This is a genomic window from Flavobacterium sp., assembly GCF_027531905.1.
In the GTDB taxonomy this organism is placed as follows: domain Bacteria; phylum Bacteroidota; class Bacteroidia; order Flavobacteriales; family Flavobacteriaceae; genus Flavobacterium.
Window position 1 is genome coordinate 14,337 of sequence record NZ_JAPZSU010000035.1, and the last position, 20,973, is coordinate 35,309.

Here is a 20,973-nt window from a genome sequence, read left to right on the forward strand (position 1 = left end):
TTAACCCATGCATGGCATTTTAAAAAACAAAAAGATTTCTCTAACACTAACCATCACTGTTTTAGTTTTGATTGGTTGTGAAACCGACGTAAACTACAAAAACTACCAGCCCAATTATTTATCAAGTATTGATGCTACAAATTTACCTGCTGGCAACAAGCCTATGACCCTATTTGAAGACAACGAAGACCCAGCACTCATGTATGACAAAAAAGATCGTTGGTTTCGAGTTAACGAACCCCTTCAAGTCATACTAAAAGGAAAAGATTCTGTACAAGTTTCATTGTATTCACCTGTTGCTTTGACAGACGTGAACATCTATGCTAAGCTCCCAAATTACGAAAACAAATTCGTACTCTTTCACTTTAGCAAAATTCCTGCGTTTCATCGCTCAGTACATCAAATCCCTTTAGTTGTTGGCAAAAATGATTACCTATTAGAAAACGGAAAAACGGTAACTATTGAAAAAATAGAAGGATTTTCATCCGGATCTATTGAATTTTCTGTCACTTCAACAGATCCTTTATTTGCCAAATTCAAAAAAATAAAATCCAATCATTTAGTTCAATTTCACGATGGCTTTCACATCAATGAATATGGAAAATTCCTTCCTATGAATCCTGTTCTAGCGAAAGAAGCCATCACAATGATCATAAATTATTCCTATGCCTTAAGTCATCCTTTATATTACCAAACCTTTACCAATTTTGATAAATACAAACAAGACCAAGCCATTTTAGCAGGAACTCCTATAAATGGCGCTTTAAATTGGCACGGCAACACTGATGATGCGAATGGAGTTTATGATTATTACACCAAGGACGAAATAGAAAAAATTTACTGGAATTACTTAGATTCTAGGACCGTTTACCTAGCAATGGTAGGAGGCGGAAGTGCTTGGGGAGGTGGACCTTTGGCTTCTCAATGGGAATCTGGGTATATCACAGGTCATTGGTTAGGTGAAATGTCGGTTTGGTCACATGAATATTCTCATCATATTGGATTTAGCCATAGTAGCAATTTAGCCAATAGTGGTGAAGGTGGTGGACAACAAGAAATGCTCACTCACTTTTATAAATATTTGATTTATCTAAACGACCTTCCGTTTATCGATCCTGACATTCTAAAAGGGTGGACAAAAACGACCTATTTAAACAAAAAAGATTACAAAAAACCCGTTTTCAAAATCAGCCCTAACAACCCTTTCTTACTTAAATACAAAGGAGAAGGAAAATGGAACTAAAATCACGCATCCCAATGAAAAAAAAATTATTTATAGCCATCTTATTTGTTTTTGCATCTTGCAGTAAAGATTCTGATGCGGTTTACGAACCTACCAATTATCAATATTATTACTTAAGTAACGAAACAACTATCAAAGCCAATCAAATTATTGGAGGAAAAGGCACTTTAGAAGCTAACGCCATCACTATCGCTAACAATAAATTATACGTTTGCAACGGCGATGTTCTTGAAATATTTGACGCCACAACTTTATCTTATCTTTCAAGTCTCAAAAGCTATACAAAAGGAACTACCACAATTCCGTTCACAAAGTTATCTTCTATTTCTGTTGACAATGACCGCATTTACCTTGGCAGCATTGATTCTAGAGTTTTTGTTTTGGACGAAAAAACACTATCTAGTATCAACACGATTGGAAATGGACAATGGTGGCAAACTTTTGTTCACGTATTTGGACTAAAAGCAAAAGATGGTTTCCTTTTTGTCAAAGAAAAAGAAAATTCAATTAAGGTATTCCAAACAGCACAAATTACAGAAACTAGCAATTGGAACTTAGCGCCAATCGCAAAATTAAATACGCTAAAAGGCTACACAGAAATATATTCGATGGATATCGCCAATGGAAATTTAATCGTTGCTGGACAAAATGCCAACGGTTTTTTGCATTACAATCTAAAAGACATTGAGAAAAACGCAACCAACTCGTTGAAAGTTCCTATTTTACCTAATACTAAAACACAAACTGATAACGTTCCATTATCTGTGGTCTTCAGCGATGAATGGGCTATAACAACTGAAAAAATAAAAAACACCAACTATATTCGCCTGTATCCAAAAAACGTTTTTTTAGATCAAAATTACACGCCTACCATCAACAATTCGGATATTATGGGAGAAAATGCATTTAACTCCATTACTAATTGTGCATTGCTAAAGGATCGTTTGTTTGTGGCCGACAACACCAATCAAGTGATAAGAGTTTTAAAAGTAAACAAAGCAACTATTGCGGAACAAAAATAAAATGTCTTGATTTTTTCAATACGTTTTATTTATAAAAACTCTTCGTTTTAAAATAACAGAAAGACAAATAGCTGTTCCAAAAAATCTAAATTCTAAAATCTGAAGTCTGCATTCTTTTCTTATCTTTGCGGACTTAAAATTAAGAACATAATGGCCTTATCAGAACAAGAAATTATCCGAAGAGAAAAACTTCAAGCACTACGTAATCTAGGAATCAATCCTTATCCTGCCAATCTTTTTCCAGTTAATCATACCTCAAAGCAAGTAAAGGAAACTTTTGAAGAAGGCAAGAAAGTAATTGTTGCTGGCCGATTAATGAGTGTGAGAGATCAAGGAAAAGCTTGTTTTGCAGAGCTTCAAGATAGCGAAGGACGTATACAATTGTACGTAAATCGCGATGTTTTATGCCCAGAAGAAGATAAAACATTATACAATCAAGTTTTTAAAAAATTAACCGATTTAGGTGATTTTATTGGTATTGAAGGAGAATTGTTTACTACCAAAGTAGGTGCACAATGTATTCGTGTGGATCATTTTACCTTTTTGAGCAAAACCCTACGCCCTTTACCCTTACCAAAAATCGACGAAGACGGAAAAATTCACGATGCGTTCAACGACGCCGAGTTGCGTTACAGAATGCGTTATGTAGATTTGACCGTAAACCAACACGTAAAAGAAACCTTCATCAAAAGAACCAAATTGTTCACAGCGATGCGAACCTTCTTTAACGAAGCTGGGTATTTAGAAGTAGAAACACCTGTTTTGCAATCCATTCCTGGAGGTGCAGCAGCGAGACCATTTATAACGCATCACAACTCTTTGGATATTCCATTATATATGCGAATTGCCAATGAATTGTATTTGAAAAGACTAATCGTTGGTGGCTTTGATGGTGTGTACGAATTCTCAAAAAATTTCCGTAACGAAGGTATGGACAGAACCCATAATCCTGAATTTACCGCTATGGAAATTTATGTAGCCTACAAAGACTACAATTGGATGATGGAATTTACAGAGCAATTATTAGAATATTGTGCAACGGCTGTAAACGGAACTAGCGAAGTGACTTTTGGCGAACACACTATCAATTTCAAAGCACCTTATGCTCGTGTAACGATGACCGATGCTATCAAACACTTTACAGGTTTTGATATTTCTGGAAAAAGCGAAGCCGAATTGTTTGAAGCTGCTAAAGGTATGGGAATTGAAGTGGATGAAACTATGGGTAAAGGAAAATTGATCGATGAAATTTTTGGCGCAAAATGCGAAGGAAATTATATTCAGCCGACTTTCATCACTGATTATCCAAAAGAAATGTCGCCATTGTGTAAAGAACACCGCGATAATCCAGAATTAACAGAGCGTTTCGAATTGATGGTTTGCGGTAAAGAAATCGCCAATGCCTACTCAGAATTGAACGACCCAATAGACCAAAGAGAACGTTTTGAAGACCAAATGCGTTTGGCTGAAAAAGGTGATGACGAAGCCAACGGAACTATTGACGAAGATTTCTTGAGAGCATTAGAATACGGAATGCCACCAACCTCTGGATTAGGAATTGGAATGGACCGTTTGATGATGTTCTTGACTAATAACGCCTCTATTCAGGAAGTGCTTTTGTTCCCACAAATGCGACCAGAAAAGAAAAAAGCAACTATAGAATTAGAAGCTGACGAAAAAGTAATTGTTGCCATTTTACAAGCCAATGACAATCAAATGGAATTTAGTTTACTAAAAATCAAATCCGAATTGAGTGGTAAAAAATGGGACAAAGCGATGAAAAACCTTTCTGCACTTGGAATGACCGAAGTTGTGGTTGATGGTGATGTAAAAGCTTGTCGATTGAAGGAGTAATCTTTTCTTAATCATAAAAACAAACCCGATAATATGACCTATTATCGGGTTTGTTGTTTCTATACAAATTACTTTTTTACTACTTCTTTAATATGCTTCGAGTGTAGCTTGTTGTCTTTTGCATATTTTGCTAATTGAACTCCCGCTTCTTTACTCCTATCTGAGGATAAAACAGTAGCTCCGTTCGCAATTAATTGATGATACAATCCATCGCCATTTTCAAGGGCATTTTTATCAACAGAACCCATCATGACCCTGACCGAAACTAGTAAGCATATACTTATGGATTTGGCTTAGAAAGCCCAAAAACTTTCTTTCTCCTAAATAATTATAGAAACTAAAACTGCATTAAGTTATTAACATTACCTGAAGAATAAACCAGCAAACTTTAAATCCCTTACCCAACACTTTCGAAAAAATCACCCAATCCAATTTGTTCGATGCTTTCGAGCAATCCCTCGAATTGCTGCTCTCGCATTCCATTACTTTTGAAGTGCGCACCACCATCCATTCCGATTTAATTTCCAAAGAAGACCTTACAGCAATGGTTCATTATTTGGAACAAAAGGCTATCAAAGCAAATACTATATTCAGTATTTTGCAAATGAAGCCCCATTCCTTGAAAAATTGGGCTATTCCCACCGCCAATTAGATTCGGAATCCCTTTCCACAGCCAGCATCCAAATAGTGATTCGGAATTAAACTAACCGCTCTTTTTGAAACACTTCTAAACCTGACATTTGTCATTGGCAATCCAAGAGGATTACAATACTTTTACACCGCCTTTAAAAAAAAGTGATTTAAAAAAAGGAAAAAATGGAAGACTTAAAAGCAAAAATCGTTGCCCTCAAAAAAGAAAAAAATGCAGTTATTTTGGCGCATTATTATCAAGAACCAGACATACAAGATATTGCTGATTATGTGGGTGATAGCTTAGGCTTATCCCAAGAAGCGACTAGAGTTGATGCACCTATTATTCTTTTTGCTGGCGTACATTTCATGGCCGAAACCGCCAAAATTTTAAATCCATCCAAAAAAGTCATTTTACCAGATCTCAATGCTGGCTGTTCTTTGGCAGATTCTTGTCCTGCTGATACTTTCAAAACATTCAAAGAAGCCCATCCAAATCACTTGGTAATTACTTATGTGAATTGTTCAGCGGAAATAAAGGCCTTGAGCGACATTGTATGTACTTCTGCCAACGCACTAAAAATTGTCGAATCAGTTCCAAAAGAAACACCGATTATCTTTGCCCCTGACAAAAACTTAGGCAAATATATCAGTAATAAAACTGGAAGAGAACTATTGCTTTGGGATGGTTCCTGTGTAGTTCACGAAGCTTTTTCATTAGATAAATTAGTAGAATTATACAAACAAAATCCAGATGCCGAAATCATTGCGCATCCAGAATCAGAAACGCATATTTTAAAAACAGCCCATTACATTGGCTCTACAGCCGGAATGATTACTTATGCAAAAAATAATCCTTCTCATAAATTTATAGTTGCTACCGAAGCTAGCATTTTACACAAAATGCAACAGGAAGTACCCAATAAAATCTTGATTCCTGCACCCTCAAAAGAAGATAACACTTGTGCTTGTAGCGAATGTGCTTATATGAAAGTAAATACCCTTCAAAAAGTGTATGATTGTCTGCTCCAAGAAACCCCCGAAATTATCGTTCCTGAAGCCATTAGAAAACAAGCTTTAGTGCCTATCGAACGTATGCTTGAACTCTCCAACTAATGACACAAACCAACTATTTAATTATCGGTTCTGGTGTGGCAGGACTAACTTTTGCCCTAAAAATGGCCACTCGCTTTCCAGAAAAAAATATTACAATCGTTACCAAATCCAATGCTGAAGAATCGAATACAAAATATGCCCAAGGAGGCATTGCTATTGTAACCAACAAAATAGAAGATTCCTACGAAAAACACATTCAGGATACCCTAATTTGTGGCGATGGTTTATGCGACGAAGCCGTGGTTCGAAAAGTCATCACCGAAGGACCAAAACGCCTACAAGAATTAATCCATTGGGGCGCACAATTTGACAAAAACGCACAAGGTAATTTTGATTTAGGAAAAGAAGGCGGCCATTCCCAAAGTCGAGTGGTACATCATAAAGACCAAACAGGTTTTGAAATTGAACGTGCTATCTTGCAACAAGTCTATTTAAAAGAAAACATCACGGTGCTCGACCATCATTTTGCCATCGATTTGATTGCAGAAGATAATTGTTGTTTGGGCGTTCAAGTTTTGAATCAAAAAGACAAAACTATTTTTCCTTGTTTTGCTGATTATACCTTGCTGGCCACTGGCGGCACAGGAAATGTATACGGACATACCACCAATCCCATTATTGCGACAGGTGACGGAATCGCTATGGCAAACCGTATTCACGCCACTATCACCGAAATGGAGTTTATTCAATTTCATCCCACCGCTTTATTTCATAATTCCAATGGAACTCAATTTTTGATTTCTGAAGCTGTACGCGGTTTTGGCGCCTATCTACGTACCAAAAGCGGACGCCGTTTTATGGAAGATTATGACGAAAGAAAAGAATTAGCTTCGAGAGATATAATTTCGCAAAGTATCGATTTTGAATTGAAAAAATCAGGAGATGCTTGTGTGTACCTAGATTGTACCCACTTGGATTTGGAAGCGTTTATCGCTCATTTTCCTATGATTTACAAACATTGCAAAAGCATTGGTATCGACATCACAAAAGATTGGATTCCTGTCGTGCCTGCTCAACATTATCTTTGTGGCGGAATTGTACTAGACGCTAATGGTAAGACTTCCGTAGAGCGCCTTTTCGCTTGCGGTGAATGCTCTAGAACGGGTTTGCACGGAGCCAATAGACTAGCTTCTAACTCCCTACTAGAAGCCTTGGTTTATTCCAATGCGATTTACGATTATCTTTCTGAAAACCCTGACCTAGAAGTAAGCAAAACACCCGTTTACTTCAAAAGCTACAAAGACCGCTTGCCTTTGATTACCAATTCTATTTTGAGTCAAATAAAAAGTGAATTACAACTTTTGATGCGAAGCCACGCAGGAATCGTGAGAAATAATCACGATTTGAAGAAAGCCAAAAAACAGTTAAAACATTGGCTAAAAGAACTTCAAGAACTCGAACAAAATTACCAAGGCAATACCGCTTTTTATGAATTGAAGAATCTGATTACCATTGGAATTCTAATTGTACAGCATTCAATGTTACGAGAAGAAAATCGCGGTGGCTTTTTCAAAATCAAGTACTTAAGATGCTAATTTTTTGTTAACATTAAACCTTTTTCTTTAAAAATCATCTTATCTGTATAAATCAAAAAACGAAAGTAAGATGAAAAAAGTAATTATGGCTGCCTTATTGGTAGTAAGCTTAAGCAGTGTCGCACAGCAAAGAAGAGAAAGACCTAATCGTGACGAAATGGAAAAATTGACTCCAGAACAACGTCAAGAGAAGCATTTGAAAAAAATGACAACTGATTTAAATTTGAATGCCAAACAACAAGAAGAAGTTAAAAAGTTAATGGCCGAACAAGGAAAAAAAGCTGCTGATTTTAAAGCCAAAAGAGAAGCTAAAAAAGAGGAGCAATTACTAGCTTCTGCCAAAGAAAGAAAAGAAATGGCTGAAAAAATGAAAGCCGAAAAAGAAGCAAATGATGCCAAAATGAAGTCGATTTTAACCCCAGAACAATACACAAAATGGGAAAACGACCGTGAAATTAGAAAAGAAAAAATGCTCGAGAAAAGAGAAGAAAGACGAAGACATAAAGGTGATTATTAATAAAAAAAAGGGAGTTTCTACAGCAAAGAACTCCCTTTTTTGTTGTGCTACTATTTCTTAAAAAGTCTTCGATACTTTATCAATAGCTTGAATGGTCAAATCCAAATCATCATAAGTCAACGCATCGGTAATAAACCAAGTTTCATAAGCCGATGGTGCAATGTAAATCCCTTCGTTCAACAAACCATGAAAGAATTTCTTAAAGGTTGCATTATCTCCTTTAGCAGCCGATTGAAAATCGACTACAGGTTCTGCATCAAAATGAACAGAAATCATAGAACCTACTCTATTGATTGTAAAAACCACACCATTTGCAGTAAGTACTTTACGAATTCCTGCTTCTAAATAAGCGGTTTTCTCTTCCAATCGTTGAAATACTGTTCTGTCGTTGTTTAATGACTCTAACATTGCCAATCCAGCCGCCATCGCTAACGGATTTCCAGATAAGGTTCCAGCTTGATACACGGGGCCTAGTGGCGCTAGATAATTCATAATTTCTTCACGAGCAGCAAAAGCACCAACTGGCAATCCGCCACCAATTACTTTTCCAAAACAAACGATATCCGCTTGAATGCCATATAATTCTTGAACACCACCTGCTGCCAAACGGAAGCCAGTCATCACCTCATCAAAAATCAATAAAATTCCGTTAGCCGAACACAACTCACGTAAACCTTCTAAGAATCCGTTGAGTGGTGGTACACAACCCATATTTCCCGCAACAGGCTCTACAATAATTGCTGCAATTTCATTGGGATTGGCAGCAATGAGAGCGCTAACATTTTCTAAATCATTGTAACGAGCTAGCAAAGTATCTTTTGCGGTTCCTTCGGTTACACCTGGACTATTCGGTACTCCAAAAGTACTTAAGCCACTACCTGCTGCAATCAAAAACGAATCGGAATGACCGTGATAGCAACCTGCAAACTTGATGATTTTATCTCTTTTGGTAAAGCCACGCGCCAAACGAATGGCACTCATACAAGCTTCTGTCCCCGAATTCACAAAACGAATTTTATCGATATTTGGTACCATCGAAACTGCCAAAGCAGCAATTTTGGTTTCCAATTCTGTAGGCATTCCGAAAGAAGTTCCTAATTTGGCACGTTCCGTTAGTGCCTCCACAACGGGTTCGTAGGCGTGACCCAAAATCATGGGTCCCCAAGAATTAATGTAATCAATCAAACGGTTACCATCTTCATCATATAAATACGCGCCTTTCGCTCTTTGTACAAAAATCGGAGTGCCACCCACGGCTTTAAAAGCTCGTACTGGTGAATTTACGCCTCCTGGAATTACTTTTTCCGCTTCAGCAAAAAGCTGACTGCTTCTTTGATATATCATATTATTCTAGACTTTTAAGATTATTATTACTGTTTTTTATTGCTTCCAACAACTGATAACTGAAAACCGAAAACTGATAACCGAAAACCTACTTCACAATCAATTTTTGTCCAATCGAAATCGCGTTGTCTGTTAAGTTGTTGTTGCGTTGTAAATCTTCGACCAAAACATTGAATTTTTTGGAAATGGAATACAATGTGTCGCCTTTTTGGACTTCATACAACGTGCCATCACCGTTTACCACTTGGTTGTCTACTCGATTCGAAACGGGAGCATTCACCACACTTTTGCCCAAAACCTGACTATCGTACTGATGCAAATCATAGCGTTCAATGTAAGCAATTAATTTTTCAGGATACAACGGATCGGTGGCATATCCAGCGGCTCGCAATCCCATGGCCCAAGCCACATAATCTCCCTTTGCCAATGAAAAAAGAGAGGCATATCGTTTTTTGGTTGTCAAAAATTTAGCATGATCTTTATACGAACCCGCTGGATCATTATATTTTCGGAAGCATTCTTTTTCTGAATCATCATCATGGTGTACAAATTCTCCTTCCCAATCATTATGACATTTGATACCAAAATGATTATTGGAATTAACTGCCAAACTGCTTTTCCCAGCACCTGATTCTAAAATTCCTTGTGCCAAAATAATACTCGCAGGAATGCCAAAATTTTTCATATTGCTCATCGCAATACCTTTGTATTGTTCGATGTACTGATTGACCACCTCTAATCTTTTAGTGGCAACTCCATTAGCTGATGAGTTCTTGGAATAAACGATTGTTTTTTTAGTACTACTAGAGTTTTTTTTATTATTTTGTGTTGGCGATTTAGTACTGTTACAGCTTACCAAAAACAGCAATACCATTAGGCAGAAAATTTTTTTTATCATAGTATTAAAATCGGTTTGTTTTGGTTTCTTAATTTGGCATTCATTCCCGCAATTCCTTGGAGTCCACCCGTGTGAATCATCAGAATTTTGGATTTTGGAGGAAAATAGTTGCGCTGGATTAAATCCATAACGCCAAAAACCATTTTCCCAGTATAAATTGGGTCTAACGGAATACCCGTTTGCGCATAAAACCAATTGATCCATTCGATAAATTCGGTTGTTACTTTACCGTACCCTCCAAAATGATAATCGGTTTGTAGCTCCCAATTTTTATTTTGTACAAAATTACGAATTTCATCTTGTAAAAAATCCCCTTTTAACGCTGGAAATCCCAAAATTTTTTGATGTGACAAAGCACTGTTAATGAGTCCCGAAATGGTTCCTCCCGTTCCAACAGCACTACAAACAAAATCGAAATCGGCATCAAGCTCCGTTAGGATTTCTTCACAGCCTTTGACGGCCAAATCGTTGGTGCCGCCTTCGGGAACCAAATAAAAAGATCCAAATTGTGCTTGCAGTTGTGCGATAAAAGCAGCGTCGGTTTTATGACGATAGGCCTCTCTGGTAACAAATTCAAAACGCATGCCGCATTCTTGGGCAAAAGACAAAGTTGGATTCTCTGCAATTTTATCGCGTAATTCTTCTCCTCGAATCACACCAATGGTTTCAAAACCTTGTTCTTTTCCAGCATAAGCCACAGCAGCAATATGATTGGAAAAAGCACCTCCAAAAGTGAGTAAAACCGAATGATTTTCGGCTTTGGCTTGCACTACATTGTATTTTAGTTTTCGGAATTTATTGCCTGAGACAAACGGATGAAGTAAATCTTCCCTTTTTATTTCAAGAGTAATTCCATTGGGCAAGTCGTATGTTATTTTTTGATTCAAAGTGTATGGATTTTATAAAATTAACCGCAAGGTTCGCAAAGATTTACACAAAGTTCACTAAGCTTTGCGGTCATTGCGCTTTCTTTGCAAACCTTGCGGTTAAATAGGCTTTTAATTTCTTTTTGTTTGCAAATAGTTTAAAAAACTAAAATACTTTCTAGTTTCGAGATACTCCAAATTGGATTCGTTGGCATAAGCTTCGCGTTCAAAACTAAGGTTGCGATACGCTACATTTTTATCTTGATAGTAACACCAACGGATTAAAAACTCTAGGCTGTACCAAAGAAAAAAAGGCACAATCAGCAATTCGAGTTGTTGTCGCAAATGTATTTTTTCGTGATTGATGAAAATGCGATTCTCTTTGTATCCTGCTTTTTTAACTAGCACAAACGGAAAAGCAGCGAGACCGCTATATCCTTTTGGAATTAAATATTTAGCAACAATAAGAATCATTTCGCTTTAAAATTTATAGATTTGCAACTGTTGCAGCCTTTTATTTAAGGAAAACACCATTCGTTCTAGTAGCACGAACATCCCCAAAAAACAAGTCGCTTATGTTAGAGCAAAGTAATGAAAATAAACTAATCGAGGGTGAAGATTTTTACTTTACTCCCGAAGGCTATAAATGTTTTACCGAAAAGCATCACCTAAAAAGAGGTTATTGCTGCAAAAGCGGTTGCCGTCATTGTCCGTATGGCTATGATAAGAAAACGGGAGGCTTTAAGAAGGTAGACAGAGGTTAGAAGTTAGAGGTTAGAAAATTGAAAGCAGAAAGCAGATTGAAGAAGGCAGAAATTAGTCATCAGTGCTCAGTTTTTAGTGTTCAGATTGAATAAAATAGAAAGCAGATTGTAGCAATAGCCGGTTAACAAAAGTTAACTAGTCTCGATGAAATGATTGAACTCAAAACATAAAAAACTCTTAGAAATGGATATCGTTTCTTTACAATACAGAATCAAAATTTACAAGTCCTACCATCGGTCGGATATTAGGTATCCTTAGTCGGTTTTAACCAACTAGAGGGCGAAGACAATGCCATTAGCTTGAGGATTAAATGATAAAATGATTGCTGATTTTTGATTAACGATTTTTGATTGTCGATGTATAAGATACTGAAAATCATATAATTTTTACTCACTTGCTCGAAAATCTAAAATCAAGAATCGTTAATCTTCAATCTAAAATCTCTTAACTTTATGACAGTGAACTAGAGGGTGATGATATATACCTAAGTAGTTTTGGAAGCAAAAAGTCCTTGGTCTACGGACTGCGAGAGGGATAGGAACTGGCTACCGAAGTAGCGTGGATAGCCCGACCGTAATACCGCAAGTGGCCGACTCACGACAACGCTGCATAGGCCACTTGGGGTATTTGGGTCTCGCCCAAATCTTACTAAAAAGTATCGCAATTAGCCAATTGGGTGAAATTTAAATAAAACAAAAACTTAACCACATAGAGCTATAGATTACTAGCAAATCAACATAGAAAAAAAAGAAATAGCACTATTTTTCACAATAGATTAGCTATGTGAATAGTAAAACGTCTATTGACTTCTTTTAAAAAACTATATATTCTATGATTCTATGTGGTAAAAATAATTTCATGCAATGGGTATCACTATTATTTTATTTTCGATTGTAAAAACAAAAAAAAGATGACATTTAAAGAACAAATTCAACAAGGAATTCCTGATATTTTACCACAACCTAAGCCGTATGATGCTGCCATAAATCACGCGCCAAAACGTAAAGAGATTTTAACGGCAGAAGAGAAAAAGTTGGCGTTGCGCAATGCGTTGCGTTATTTTGACCCGAAACATCATTCGGAATTAGTACCTGAATTCTCGGACGAATTAGAGCAATACGGGCGCATTTATATGTACCGTTTTCGTCCTGATTACAAAATGTACGCACGTCCGATTGACGAATATCCGGGAAAAAGCGAGCAAGCGAAAGCTATTATGTTGATGATTCAAAACAATTTGGATTATGCCGTGGCGCAGCATCCGCACGAGTTGATAACCTATGGCGGAAATGGCGCGGTGTTTCAAAATTGGGCACAATACCTTTTGACGATGCAATACTTGTCGGAAATGACCGATGAACAAACGTTGACGATGTATTCTGGCCACCCGATGGGATTGTTCCCTTCGCACAAAGAGGCGCCGAGAGTGGTGATAACGAACGGGATGGTGATTCCGAATTATTCGGCACCAGACGATTGGGAAAAAATGAATGCCTTGGGCGTTTCGCAATACGGACAAATGACGGCTGGAAGTTATATGTATATTGGACCACAAGGGATTGTGCACGGAACGACAATCACGGTTTTGAATGGTTTTAGAAAAATTAAAAAGAATCCAAAAGGAGGTTTATTTGTAACTTCTGGATTGGGAGGAATGAGTGGCGCGCAACCCAAAGCGGGAAATATTGCGGGTTGTATCACCGTTTGCGCCGAAGTAAATCCGAAAATTACCCACATTCGTCACAGCCAAGGTTGGATTAATGAAGTGATTGAAGATTTAGACGCTTTAGTGCAACGTGTAGCCTTGGCAAAAACCAATAACGAAACCGTTTCTATTGCTTACTTAGGTAATGTAGTGGATGTTTGGGAGCGTTTTGACCAAGAAAACATGCATATAGATTTAGGTTCTGACCAAACTTCTTTACATAATCCGTGGGCTGGCGGGTATTATCCTGCGGGCATATCGTTTGAAGAAGCCAATGAAATGATGGCGAACCAACCGGAACTTTTTAAAGAAAAAGTACAAGAAACGTTGCGTCGTCACGCAGCGGCAATCAACAAACATACTGCAAAAGGCACCTATTTCTTTGATTACGGCAACGCCTTTTTGCTAGAAGCCTCAAGAGCAGGAGCCGATGTGATGGCTGAAAATCCAACGCTTGGTAGAGAGTTCAAATATCCTTCGTACGTTCAAGATATTATGGGCCCGATGTGTTTTGATTACGGCTTTGGTCCTTTCCGTTGGGTTTGTACTTCAGGAAAACCAGAAGATTTGGCCAAAACAGATGCTATTGCTTGTGCGGTTTTAGAAAAAATGATTGAAACCTCCCCTATAGAAATCCAGCAACAAATGCAGGATAACATTCAGTGGATTAAAGGCGCTCAAGAAAATAAATTGGTCGTAGGTTCACAAGCGAGAATTTTATACGCTGATGCCGAAGGACGTACTAAAATCGCCGAAGCGTTTAACCAAGCGATTGCCAAAGGCGAAATTGGTTATGTGGTTTTAGGCCGTGACCATCACGATGTTTCAGGAACCGATTCGCCTTATAGAGAAACGTCGAATATCTATGACGGTTCAAGATTTACCGCTGATATGGCCATTCATAATGTGATTGGCGATAGTTTCCGTGGCGCTACTTGGGTGTCTATCCACAATGGCGGCGGTGTTGGCTGGGGCGAAGTTATCAATGGTGGCTTTGGTATGGTTCTTGATGGTTCAAAAGAAGCTTCAAAACGTTTGACTTCAATGCTATTTTGGGATGTCAACAACGGAATTTCTCGCAGAAGCTGGGCGCGTAACGAAGGAGCGATTTTTGCCATCAAACGCGCTATGGAAGTAGAACCTTTACTAAAAGTGACACTTCCGAATGCAGTTGAAGATTATTTGCTATGATATAGGATTTCCTTTGAAATCTTGATATCAAATACGTTTTTTTGAAAGGTGATTGTGATTTTAAACAAAAACATTTTGATAATTATAATCTAATGTTAAAAAAAATCATCTTGGACTGAAAACAGCTTATTTTACAGCTTAAATAGAAAATATAACTTAAATAATATTCTTATGAAACCAATATCATTATTTGCCTTAGTGCTAGTTGTTTTTTTTAGTTCTTGTAGTTCGGTTAAAGTGTATTCGGATTACGACAAAAATGTTGATTTTTCTCCTTATAAAACTTATGCGTATTACAAAGCGGGCATTGATAAAGTAGAAATTTCTGATCTGGATAAAAAACGTATTTTGAGAGCGATTGACCAACAAATGGCTGCCAAAGGATTTACCAAAAGCGAAACGCCCGATTTGTTAATCAATATTTTTACCAAATCAAGAGAGCAAGTCAACGTAAACCAATTCAACGCAGGTTGGGGTTACGGCTGGGGCTGGGGTTGGAATCCTTGGATGATGGGCGGTAACCAAACCACCGTTTCTACTTCTACCGAAGGCACCTTGTATATTGACCTTATCGATGCCAAAAAGAAAGAAATGATTTGGCAAGGTGAAGGTATCGGAACCTTAACTAAAAACACGGACAAAAAAGACGAAGTAGTAGCTGAATTTGTTGGAAAAATTTTAGCACAATATCCTCCTGTGAAAAAATAAATCGTGGTGAATAACTTATTTGTTTATATTTGCGCCATCACATTTTTATATGAAAAACAATAACAGTATTATTAGCATCATTTCAATTATCATTCGATGAGAATGAGAGGTGCTGTATATCAATAACAAATATATGAACCTCCCAATTGGGAGGTTTTTTTTTAAAATATGACACAAAACACTAGTATTATTAGCATCATTATTATTCGTCTTTGTTGACGAGTTAGGATGTTATGCATAACTATGAAACCTTTCTCGTCACTTGAGAAAGGTTTTTTTTTGACTAAAAATGAACCACAATTACAATGAAAGAAAAAATAACCCTAACGCTATTTTGCGAAAAAGAAGAAACACTAATCAGTAAAATTGTTCTTATATTCACTCGAAAAAAAATAAAAATTGACCATTTTTGTGTAAACAATTGTGAACAGACTTTATTGTACAAAATCAGCATTGGCTATTGGGATGACGAAACGAATAGCAAAACCATAGTGGCAATTTTGGAACGAATTATCGAGGTTTTTTGTTGTTACTCCCAAAATCAAAAGGAACTAGAAACCCATCAAATCCTACTTTTTAAAATCCCGATAATTCTTAAAAAGCAAATTACACGCTTTCCTATTTATTATCTATTTCAAGAAAAGGAGTACTGGATTTGCTGTGGCAAAATAGCCAATGAGCACTTTTACACCTTACAAAACACCCTAACACAATCAACATTACAATTCAATTAAAAAAAATAAAATGAACTTATTTCAATCCATACAACAAGCGCAACAAGAACTAGCTACAGTAATTCCCGCAACACCATTAACCGAAAATCTTAACCTTTCAGAAGAGTTTGAGGCTACGATTTTACTTAAAAGAGAAGACCTTCAAGTGGTGCGTTCCTATAAAATCAGAGGTGCTTACAACAAAATGAAATCCTTAACCGAAAGCGAAAAAACAAACGGCATTGTTTGCGCGAGCGCAGGAAATCATGCGCAAGGTGTGGCGTATTCTTGTCATCTTTTACAAATTCAAGGCAAAATCTACATGCCCAAAACCACACCCAATCAAAAAGTTAAACAAGTACAACTTTTTGGCAAAAAGTGGGTCGAAATTGTATTGACAGGCGATACCTTTGATGATGCCTATGCCAAAGCGGTTGCCGACGCCAAGGACAACCAAAAAGCATTCATTCATCCTTTTGATGATGAAAAAGTCATTGCGGGTCAAGGTACCGTAGGACTTGAAATCCTAGATTATTACCAACAACCTATCGATTATGTTTTTGTTCCCATTGGCGGTGGTGGACTAGCTTCTGGCCTATCTACCGTTTTCAAACACTTAAGTCCTAATACCAAAATCATTGGCGTTGAACCGCAAGGTGCTCCTTCGATGAAAACATCGATTGCCAATCGAGCCAATACATCTTTAGACACTATAGACAAGTTTGTAGACGGCGCGGCAGTAAAACAAGTGGGGAACCAAACGTTTGCCATTTGCCAAAAAAACCTTGACGATATCGTCCTAGTTCCCGAAGGGAAAGTATGCACCACTATCTTGCGTTTGTACAACGAAGAAGCAATGGTGGTAGAACCCGCAGGCGCTTTGACCATTGCAGCATTGGATTTTTATAAAGAGCAAATCAAAGGAAAAACCGTAGTTTGTATCGTAAGCGGCAGTAATAACGATATTGAACGCACCGCCGAAATCAAGGAACGTTCTTTACTTTATGAAGGATTGATGCATTATTTCATGATACAATTTCCGCAACGTCCTGGCGCACTCAAAGAATTTGTCAATACCATTTTAGGCCCCGACGACGACATCACCTATTTCCAATTTGCCAAAAAGAACAGTCGAGAAGTTGGCTCCGTTGTGGTAGGTCTAGAAGTGAAAAATCCAAACGACATTTTAGTCATCAAAGACAATATGAAAAAAATGGGGTTCGAGTACCAATACCTCAACGAAAAACAAGATCTTTTTACCCAACTCATTGGTTAAAAGAAACTAAAAAACAACCACCTTTTCCAGTAAAAAAGTACCTTTGAAACTCAATTTCAAAACTGTTATGACGCCCACTCAAGACATACAAGACCTAAACGACATCAAAAAAATGGTCGATACCTTCTACACCAATGTTCGAGAAGATGCTGCCATTGGCCCCGTTTTCAACGAAAAAATAGGCGATCGCTGGCCAGAACATCTCGAGAAAATGTATCGCTTTTGGCAAACTATTTTACTCGAAGTCCATACCTATTCGGGAAGTCCATTTCCGCCGCACAAACAATTGCCCGTAGACAAAACCCATTTCGACCGCTGGATGGCGATTTTCACCACCACGCTCGACAGTTTATTTGTAGGCCCATTGGCCGATGAAGCCAAACTAAGAGCCAAAAATATGGCTGAAATGTTCAACTATAAGATTGAGTATTTTAGGAAGGCTGAAAGAGAGCAATTGAAATAGTACTGTTTCCTAGACAAAAGCATACAAAATCAGGAAATTTTTCAGTTGTTTTTTTTGGACTTCAATTGCCTCCTGCTTTAGCTGGAGGAGTGAAATTTGAATATTTTAAAGGCTTTAGCCAAAATTAGCTGATTTATTTGGCTAAAGCCAACCCAAATCCATACCCCATTACTCCAGCTAAAGCTGGAGCCAATTGAAAGCAAAACGAGCTGAATAGTTACAAGACACACAGTTTTTAATCTGTGAAAATCTGTGTTATCTGTGTCTAAGAAAATTAGCCATACAATCAGGAGCAAAACAAAAGGCATTGTCAGCCAGTATGGGTTCCCGCCATCCGCTATAATCTTTGGTACCGAACCCCGGCACCAAAGGATTTTCACTACTGTCGGGGCTAAAGGACTTTCATTGGGACAATTTTTAAAAAGTAAACCATTGTTAAAATCCTATAAAAACACTTGGTTTACTAAAAATTCCGAATAAAAAACTACAAATAATCATTCGAAATTGTATTTTTACAAAAAACTATACCGATTTCGATATGAATGCAAAAATAGAAAGTAATCCCCTAATCGAGCGATTACCGAAACATTTGAAACAGTTTATCAAACCACAAAATTATGAAGATTACACGCCCATCAACCAAGCCGTTTGGCGCTATGTAATGCGCAAAAACGTGGATTACCTATCCAAGGTCGCTCACAGCTCCTACCTCGAAGGATTAAAGAAAACAGGCATCGAAATCGACTCCATTCCGAGTATGTACGGTATGAATCGCATATTGTCCGAAATTGGATGGGCAGCGGTTGCCGTAGACGGTTTTATTCCACCCAACGCTTTTATGGAATTCCAAGCCTATAATGTGCTGGTGATTGCCTCAGATATTCGTCAATTAGAACACATCGAATACACACCAGCGCCAGATATCATTCACGAAGGTGCGGGACACGCTCCTATTATTGCCAATCCAGAATATGCGGAATACTTGCGACGTTTTGGTGAAATTGGTTGCAAAGCCATTTCTTCGCATAAAGATTACGAAATGTATGAAGCCATTCGTCTGCTTTCGATTTTAAAAGAAGCCGAGGGAACGCCACAAAGCGAAATTGAAGCTGCTGAAAAGGCAGTAGAAGATTTGCAAAACAATATGGGTGAACTTTCTGAAATGGCTCAAATCCGAAACTTGCATTGGTGGACCGTGGAGTACGGTTTAATTGGCACACTTGAAAACCCAAAAATATACGGCGCTGGTTTGCTTTCCTCAATTGGAGAAAGCGCTTGGTGTATGACCGATAACGTCAAAAAAATACCGTACACTTTTAGCGCAGCGCAACAAAGTTTTGACATCACCAAAGTGCAACCTCAACTCTATGTAACTCCTGATTTCGCTTATTTGAGCTTAATCCTAGAAGAATTTGCCAATACGATGGCTTTGAGAACAGGCGGTTTATCAGGCATCAAAAAACTCATCGATTCTAAAGCTTTGGGAACTGTAGAATTGAGTACTGGTTTACAAATCTCGGGTGTTTTTACCAACGTGATTGAATATGAAGGCAAACCCATTTACCTACAAACCACTGGAAAAACAGCCTTGGCGAACCGAGAGAAAGAATTAGTAGGACACGGAACTGCTGCTCACCAAGAAGGATTTGGTAGCCCCATCGGAAAACTCAAAGGCATCAACCTCGCAATTGAAGATATGAGTCCACGTGACTTAAAAGCATACGACATTTACGAAGGAGAAACCGCCACTTTGGAGTTTGAAGGCAACATCAAAGTAGTTGGGGAAATCATAACTGGGAAAAGAAATCTTCACGGTGAAATTATCTTGATTTCTTTCAAAAACTGTACGGTTACTCACGGCGAAACAGTTCTTTTTCAACCAGAATGGGGAACTTATGATATGGCTGTAGGCAAGAAATTAGTTTCTGCTTTTTCTGGCCCTGCGGATGTAAATAGTTTTGATTTAATTGCTCACGTACCGAGTAGCAAAACCATCAAAGCTTCAACCTCAGAAGAAAGAGATGCCTTAGAAGTATTGTATCATACCGTTCGTAATATCCGTGAGACCAAAGACACAACAACATCATTGGCTCCAATTTTTGACAAATTAAAAGAAGAACATTCAAATGACTGGTTGCTTAGTGTTGAATTGGCAGAACTTTCAAAAGCAAGAAACGAAACGCAATTACTTTCGGACGTTCTTGCACATTTAGAAAATCTTAAAAAGCAACGCCCTGAAGTAGCCAAATTAATTTCGAATGGTTTGGAATTGATTTTTGAAAAAGAGGAAACGATTCAGTAAAATAGACAAACACAAATTGCACAGATTTTCAAAGCTTCCACCTAAACGACAGCTGGCAAATCAAAGAGCAAAAATCAACCGCAAATTCGCAAATTTATATTTCAACATAAATTTGTGAATTTGCGGTTTAATTTTTAAAACACACCTTTCAATGTAAACTTTTTTATGGAATTTGGAATTTATTTTTTGGAATTTATTTTTGTCTTACAACTTCAAATCCTGTTTTAGCTGGCTTTCGGTTTCGATGACTTCACCATTGTATTGTAGTTTCCAGCCTAAAGAATTGGTTAAGATGAGCATTTTGGAAATTTCGCTTACCAAACGATTTTTAGCATTAATTTTCAAAGTAGATTTGTCTACTTTTTTAGCCAAATTAGCTCGTACGGTTTTGTTAATTTTGTTGTAATCATCTCCAGTAAATTCGTTGAGTTTGCTTTGCTCCACATCATAATATTGGATGTCAGGATAAATCGAAATCTCCTCTTTTGGAATGGAAAGAATCGTTATGGTTTTGTTCTTTTCATCGATATCATATTTCATTTGATGTAAATCATAAGCCAGTGTTACTTTGGCATTCACAATCACAATCGCCTTCTTTTCAAAAGAAATCATATCCAAAAAGTACTTATTCGAATTCTTAAACGTGATGACTTCCGAAAAATGGCCTTCGGTCACCACCAATTTCCCCACATTTAGGATTTGTTGCTGAATGAGATTCGTATTGTAATCGAATTCGTCTTCTTTTTCTTTTTTAAAATCGCAGTATTTAAACAATAACAAGCCAATGACTACTACTCCAACTCCAATTAAAATGCGTTTCAACAT

20 protein-coding genes are annotated in these 20,973 nt (G+C 37.5%); 14 read left to right on the top strand and 6 right to left on the bottom strand.

Going from position 1 to position 20,973, the window contains the following annotated elements; genetic code table 11:
• Positions 1-7 precede the first annotated feature (7 nt).
• The 3 genes from O9307_RS09495 (at position 8) to lysS (ending at position 4,119) form a co-directional block, all read left to right on the top strand.
• Positions 8-1,243, top strand: coding sequence for a hypothetical protein (locus tag O9307_RS09495; RefSeq protein WP_298298244.1), 1,236 nt, complete (start codon positions 8-10; stop codon positions 1,241-1,243).
• Between the two features lie 14 nt (positions 1,244-1,257).
• Positions 1,258-2,265 (top strand): hypothetical protein, encoded by a 1,008-nt coding sequence (locus O9307_RS09500; RefSeq protein WP_298298247.1) that lies wholly within the window; start codon positions 1,258-1,260, stop codon positions 2,263-2,265.
• Between the two features lie 150 nt (positions 2,266-2,415).
• Entirely contained in the window at positions 2,416-4,119 is a 1,704-nt protein-coding gene (gene lysS / locus O9307_RS09505) for a lysine--tRNA ligase (RefSeq protein ID WP_298298249.1), read from the top strand.
• A 68-nt stretch (positions 4,120-4,187) separates the two neighbouring features.
• Here lysS and O9307_RS09510 read toward each other — a convergent pair whose 3' ends face one another.
• Positions 4,188-4,370, bottom strand: a complete 183-nt coding sequence (locus tag O9307_RS09510; protein ID WP_298298251.1) for a hypothetical protein — start codon at positions 4,368-4,370, stop codon at positions 4,188-4,190.
• A 182-nt stretch (positions 4,371-4,552) separates the two neighbouring features.
• Here O9307_RS09510 and O9307_RS09515 point away from each other — a divergent pair, with 182 nt between their 5' ends.
• From O9307_RS09515 to O9307_RS09530, 4 genes are all read left to right on the top strand, one after another.
• On the top strand, positions 4,553-4,771 hold the full coding sequence (locus tag O9307_RS09515; protein ID WP_298298254.1) for a hypothetical protein: 219 nt from the start codon (positions 4,553-4,555) through the stop codon (positions 4,769-4,771).
• A 164-nt stretch (positions 4,772-4,935) separates the two neighbouring features.
• Positions 4,936-5,865: a quinolinate synthase NadA gene (nadA, locus tag O9307_RS09520; RefSeq protein WP_298298257.1), complete on the top strand. Its 930-nt coding sequence runs from the start codon at positions 4,936-4,938 to the stop codon at positions 5,863-5,865.
• Positions 5,865-7,400, top strand: coding sequence for an L-aspartate oxidase (nadB, locus tag O9307_RS09525; protein WP_298298260.1), 1,536 nt, complete (start codon positions 5,865-5,867; stop codon positions 7,398-7,400). The genes nadA and nadB overlap by 1 nt, the downstream gene beginning before the upstream one ends.
• 70 nt (positions 7,401-7,470) lie before the next feature.
• The gene (locus tag O9307_RS09530) at positions 7,471-7,917 is read left to right on the top strand and encodes a hypothetical protein (protein WP_298298263.1); all 447 of its coding nucleotides are present in this window, start codon (positions 7,471-7,473) and stop codon (positions 7,915-7,917) included.
• A gap of 57 nt (positions 7,918-7,974) precedes the next feature.
• On the opposite strand, the gene hemL is transcribed toward O9307_RS09530, so the two are convergent.
• The 4 genes from hemL to O9307_RS09550 form a co-directional block, all read right to left on the bottom strand.
• Positions 7,975-9,261 carry a glutamate-1-semialdehyde 2,1-aminomutase gene (gene hemL, locus O9307_RS09535; protein ID WP_298298266.1) on the bottom strand — a complete coding sequence of 429 codons (1,287 nt, stop codon included), beginning with the start codon at positions 9,259-9,261 and terminating at the stop codon, positions 7,975-7,977.
• 88 nt (positions 9,262-9,349) lie between these two features.
• Positions 9,350-10,159, bottom strand: a complete 810-nt coding sequence (locus O9307_RS09540; RefSeq protein ID WP_298298269.1) for a glucosaminidase domain-containing protein — start codon at positions 10,157-10,159, stop codon at positions 9,350-9,352.
• The gene (locus tag O9307_RS09545) at positions 10,156-11,046 is read right to left on the bottom strand and encodes a pyridoxal-phosphate dependent enzyme (RefSeq protein ID WP_298298272.1); all 891 of its coding nucleotides are present in this window, start codon (positions 11,044-11,046) and stop codon (positions 10,156-10,158) included. Before O9307_RS09545 ends, O9307_RS09540 begins: the two co-directional genes overlap by 4 nt.
• A 111-nt stretch (positions 11,047-11,157) precedes the next feature.
• Positions 11,158-11,499, bottom strand: coding sequence for a hypothetical protein (locus tag O9307_RS09550; protein ID WP_298298275.1), 342 nt, complete (start codon positions 11,497-11,499; stop codon positions 11,158-11,160).
• 101 nt (positions 11,500-11,600) lie between these two features.
• Here O9307_RS09550 and O9307_RS09555 point away from each other — a divergent pair, with 101 nt between their 5' ends.
• From O9307_RS09555 to O9307_RS09585, 7 genes are all read left to right on the top strand, one after another.
• Positions 11,601-11,789 carry a DUF5522 domain-containing protein gene (locus tag O9307_RS09555; RefSeq protein WP_078212576.1) on the top strand — a complete coding sequence of 63 codons (189 nt, stop codon included), beginning with the start codon at positions 11,601-11,603 and terminating at the stop codon, positions 11,787-11,789.
• Between the two features lie 911 nt (positions 11,790-12,700).
• Positions 12,701-14,686 (top strand): urocanate hydratase, encoded by a 1,986-nt coding sequence (locus O9307_RS09560; protein ID WP_298298282.1) that lies wholly within the window; start codon positions 12,701-12,703, stop codon positions 14,684-14,686.
• Between the two features lie 171 nt (positions 14,687-14,857).
• Positions 14,858-15,394, top strand: a complete 537-nt coding sequence (locus O9307_RS09565) for a DUF4136 domain-containing protein (RefSeq protein ID WP_298298284.1) — start codon at positions 14,858-14,860, stop codon at positions 15,392-15,394.
• 305 nt (positions 15,395-15,699) lie between these two features.
• Positions 15,700-16,128 (top strand): hypothetical protein, encoded by a 429-nt coding sequence (locus tag O9307_RS09570; RefSeq protein ID WP_298298287.1) that lies wholly within the window; start codon positions 15,700-15,702, stop codon positions 16,126-16,128.
• Between the two features lie 10 nt (positions 16,129-16,138).
• Entirely contained in the window at positions 16,139-17,383 is a 1,245-nt protein-coding gene (gene ilvA / locus O9307_RS09575) for a threonine ammonia-lyase IlvA (protein WP_298298290.1), read from the top strand.
• 67 nt (positions 17,384-17,450) lie between these two features.
• Entirely contained in the window at positions 17,451-17,846 is a 396-nt protein-coding gene (locus tag O9307_RS09580; protein WP_298298362.1) for a group III truncated hemoglobin, read from the top strand.
• A gap of 538 nt (positions 17,847-18,384) precedes the next feature.
• Positions 18,385-20,148: an aromatic amino acid hydroxylase gene (locus O9307_RS09585; protein ID WP_298298293.1), complete on the top strand. Its 1,764-nt coding sequence runs from the start codon at positions 18,385-18,387 to the stop codon at positions 20,146-20,148.
• A gap of 204 nt (positions 20,149-20,352) precedes the next feature.
• On the opposite strand, the gene O9307_RS09590 is transcribed toward O9307_RS09585, so the two are convergent.
• Positions 20,353-20,973 (bottom strand): DUF4230 domain-containing protein, encoded by a 621-nt coding sequence (locus O9307_RS09590; protein ID WP_298298295.1) that lies wholly within the window; start codon positions 20,971-20,973, stop codon positions 20,353-20,355.

Coding starts and splice junctions, on each gene's coding strand:
- O9307_RS09495 (WP_298298244.1), top strand. CDS start 8: ATGCATGGCATTTTAAAAAACAAAAAGATTTCTCTAACACTAACCATC.
- O9307_RS09500 (WP_298298247.1), top strand. CDS start 1,258: ATGAAAAAAAAATTATTTATAGCCATCTTATTTGTTTTTGCATCTTGC.
- lysS (WP_298298249.1), top strand. CDS start 2,416: ATGGCCTTATCAGAACAAGAAATTATCCGAAGAGAAAAACTTCAAGCA.
- O9307_RS09510 (WP_298298251.1), bottom strand. CDS start 4,370: ATGATGGGTTCTGTTGATAAAAATGCCCTTGAAAATGGCGATGGATTG.
- nadA (WP_298298257.1), top strand. CDS start 4,936: ATGGAAGACTTAAAAGCAAAAATCGTTGCCCTCAAAAAAGAAAAAAAT.
- nadB (WP_298298260.1), top strand. CDS start 5,865: ATGACACAAACCAACTATTTAATTATCGGTTCTGGTGTGGCAGGACTA.
- O9307_RS09530 (WP_298298263.1), top strand. CDS start 7,471: ATGAAAAAAGTAATTATGGCTGCCTTATTGGTAGTAAGCTTAAGCAGT.
- hemL (WP_298298266.1), bottom strand. CDS start 9,261: ATGATATATCAAAGAAGCAGTCAGCTTTTTGCTGAAGCGGAAAAAGTA.
- O9307_RS09540 (WP_298298269.1), bottom strand. CDS start 10,159: ATGATAAAAAAAATTTTCTGCCTAATGGTATTGCTGTTTTTGGTAAGC.
- O9307_RS09550 (WP_298298275.1), bottom strand. CDS start 11,499: ATGATTCTTATTGTTGCTAAATATTTAATTCCAAAAGGATATAGCGGT.
- O9307_RS09555 (WP_078212576.1), top strand. CDS start 11,601: ATGTTAGAGCAAAGTAATGAAAATAAACTAATCGAGGGTGAAGATTTT.
- O9307_RS09560 (WP_298298282.1), top strand. CDS start 12,701: ATGACATTTAAAGAACAAATTCAACAAGGAATTCCTGATATTTTACCA.
- O9307_RS09565 (WP_298298284.1), top strand. CDS start 14,858: ATGAAACCAATATCATTATTTGCCTTAGTGCTAGTTGTTTTTTTTAGT.
- O9307_RS09570 (WP_298298287.1), top strand. CDS start 15,700: ATGAAAGAAAAAATAACCCTAACGCTATTTTGCGAAAAAGAAGAAACA.
- ilvA (WP_298298290.1), top strand. CDS start 16,139: ATGAACTTATTTCAATCCATACAACAAGCGCAACAAGAACTAGCTACA.
- O9307_RS09580 (WP_298298362.1), top strand. CDS start 17,451: ATGACGCCCACTCAAGACATACAAGACCTAAACGACATCAAAAAAATG.
- O9307_RS09585 (WP_298298293.1), top strand. CDS start 18,385: ATGAATGCAAAAATAGAAAGTAATCCCCTAATCGAGCGATTACCGAAA.
- O9307_RS09590 (WP_298298295.1), bottom strand. CDS start 20,973: ATGTTGAAACGCATTTTAATTGGAGTTGGAGTAGTAGTCATTGGCTTG.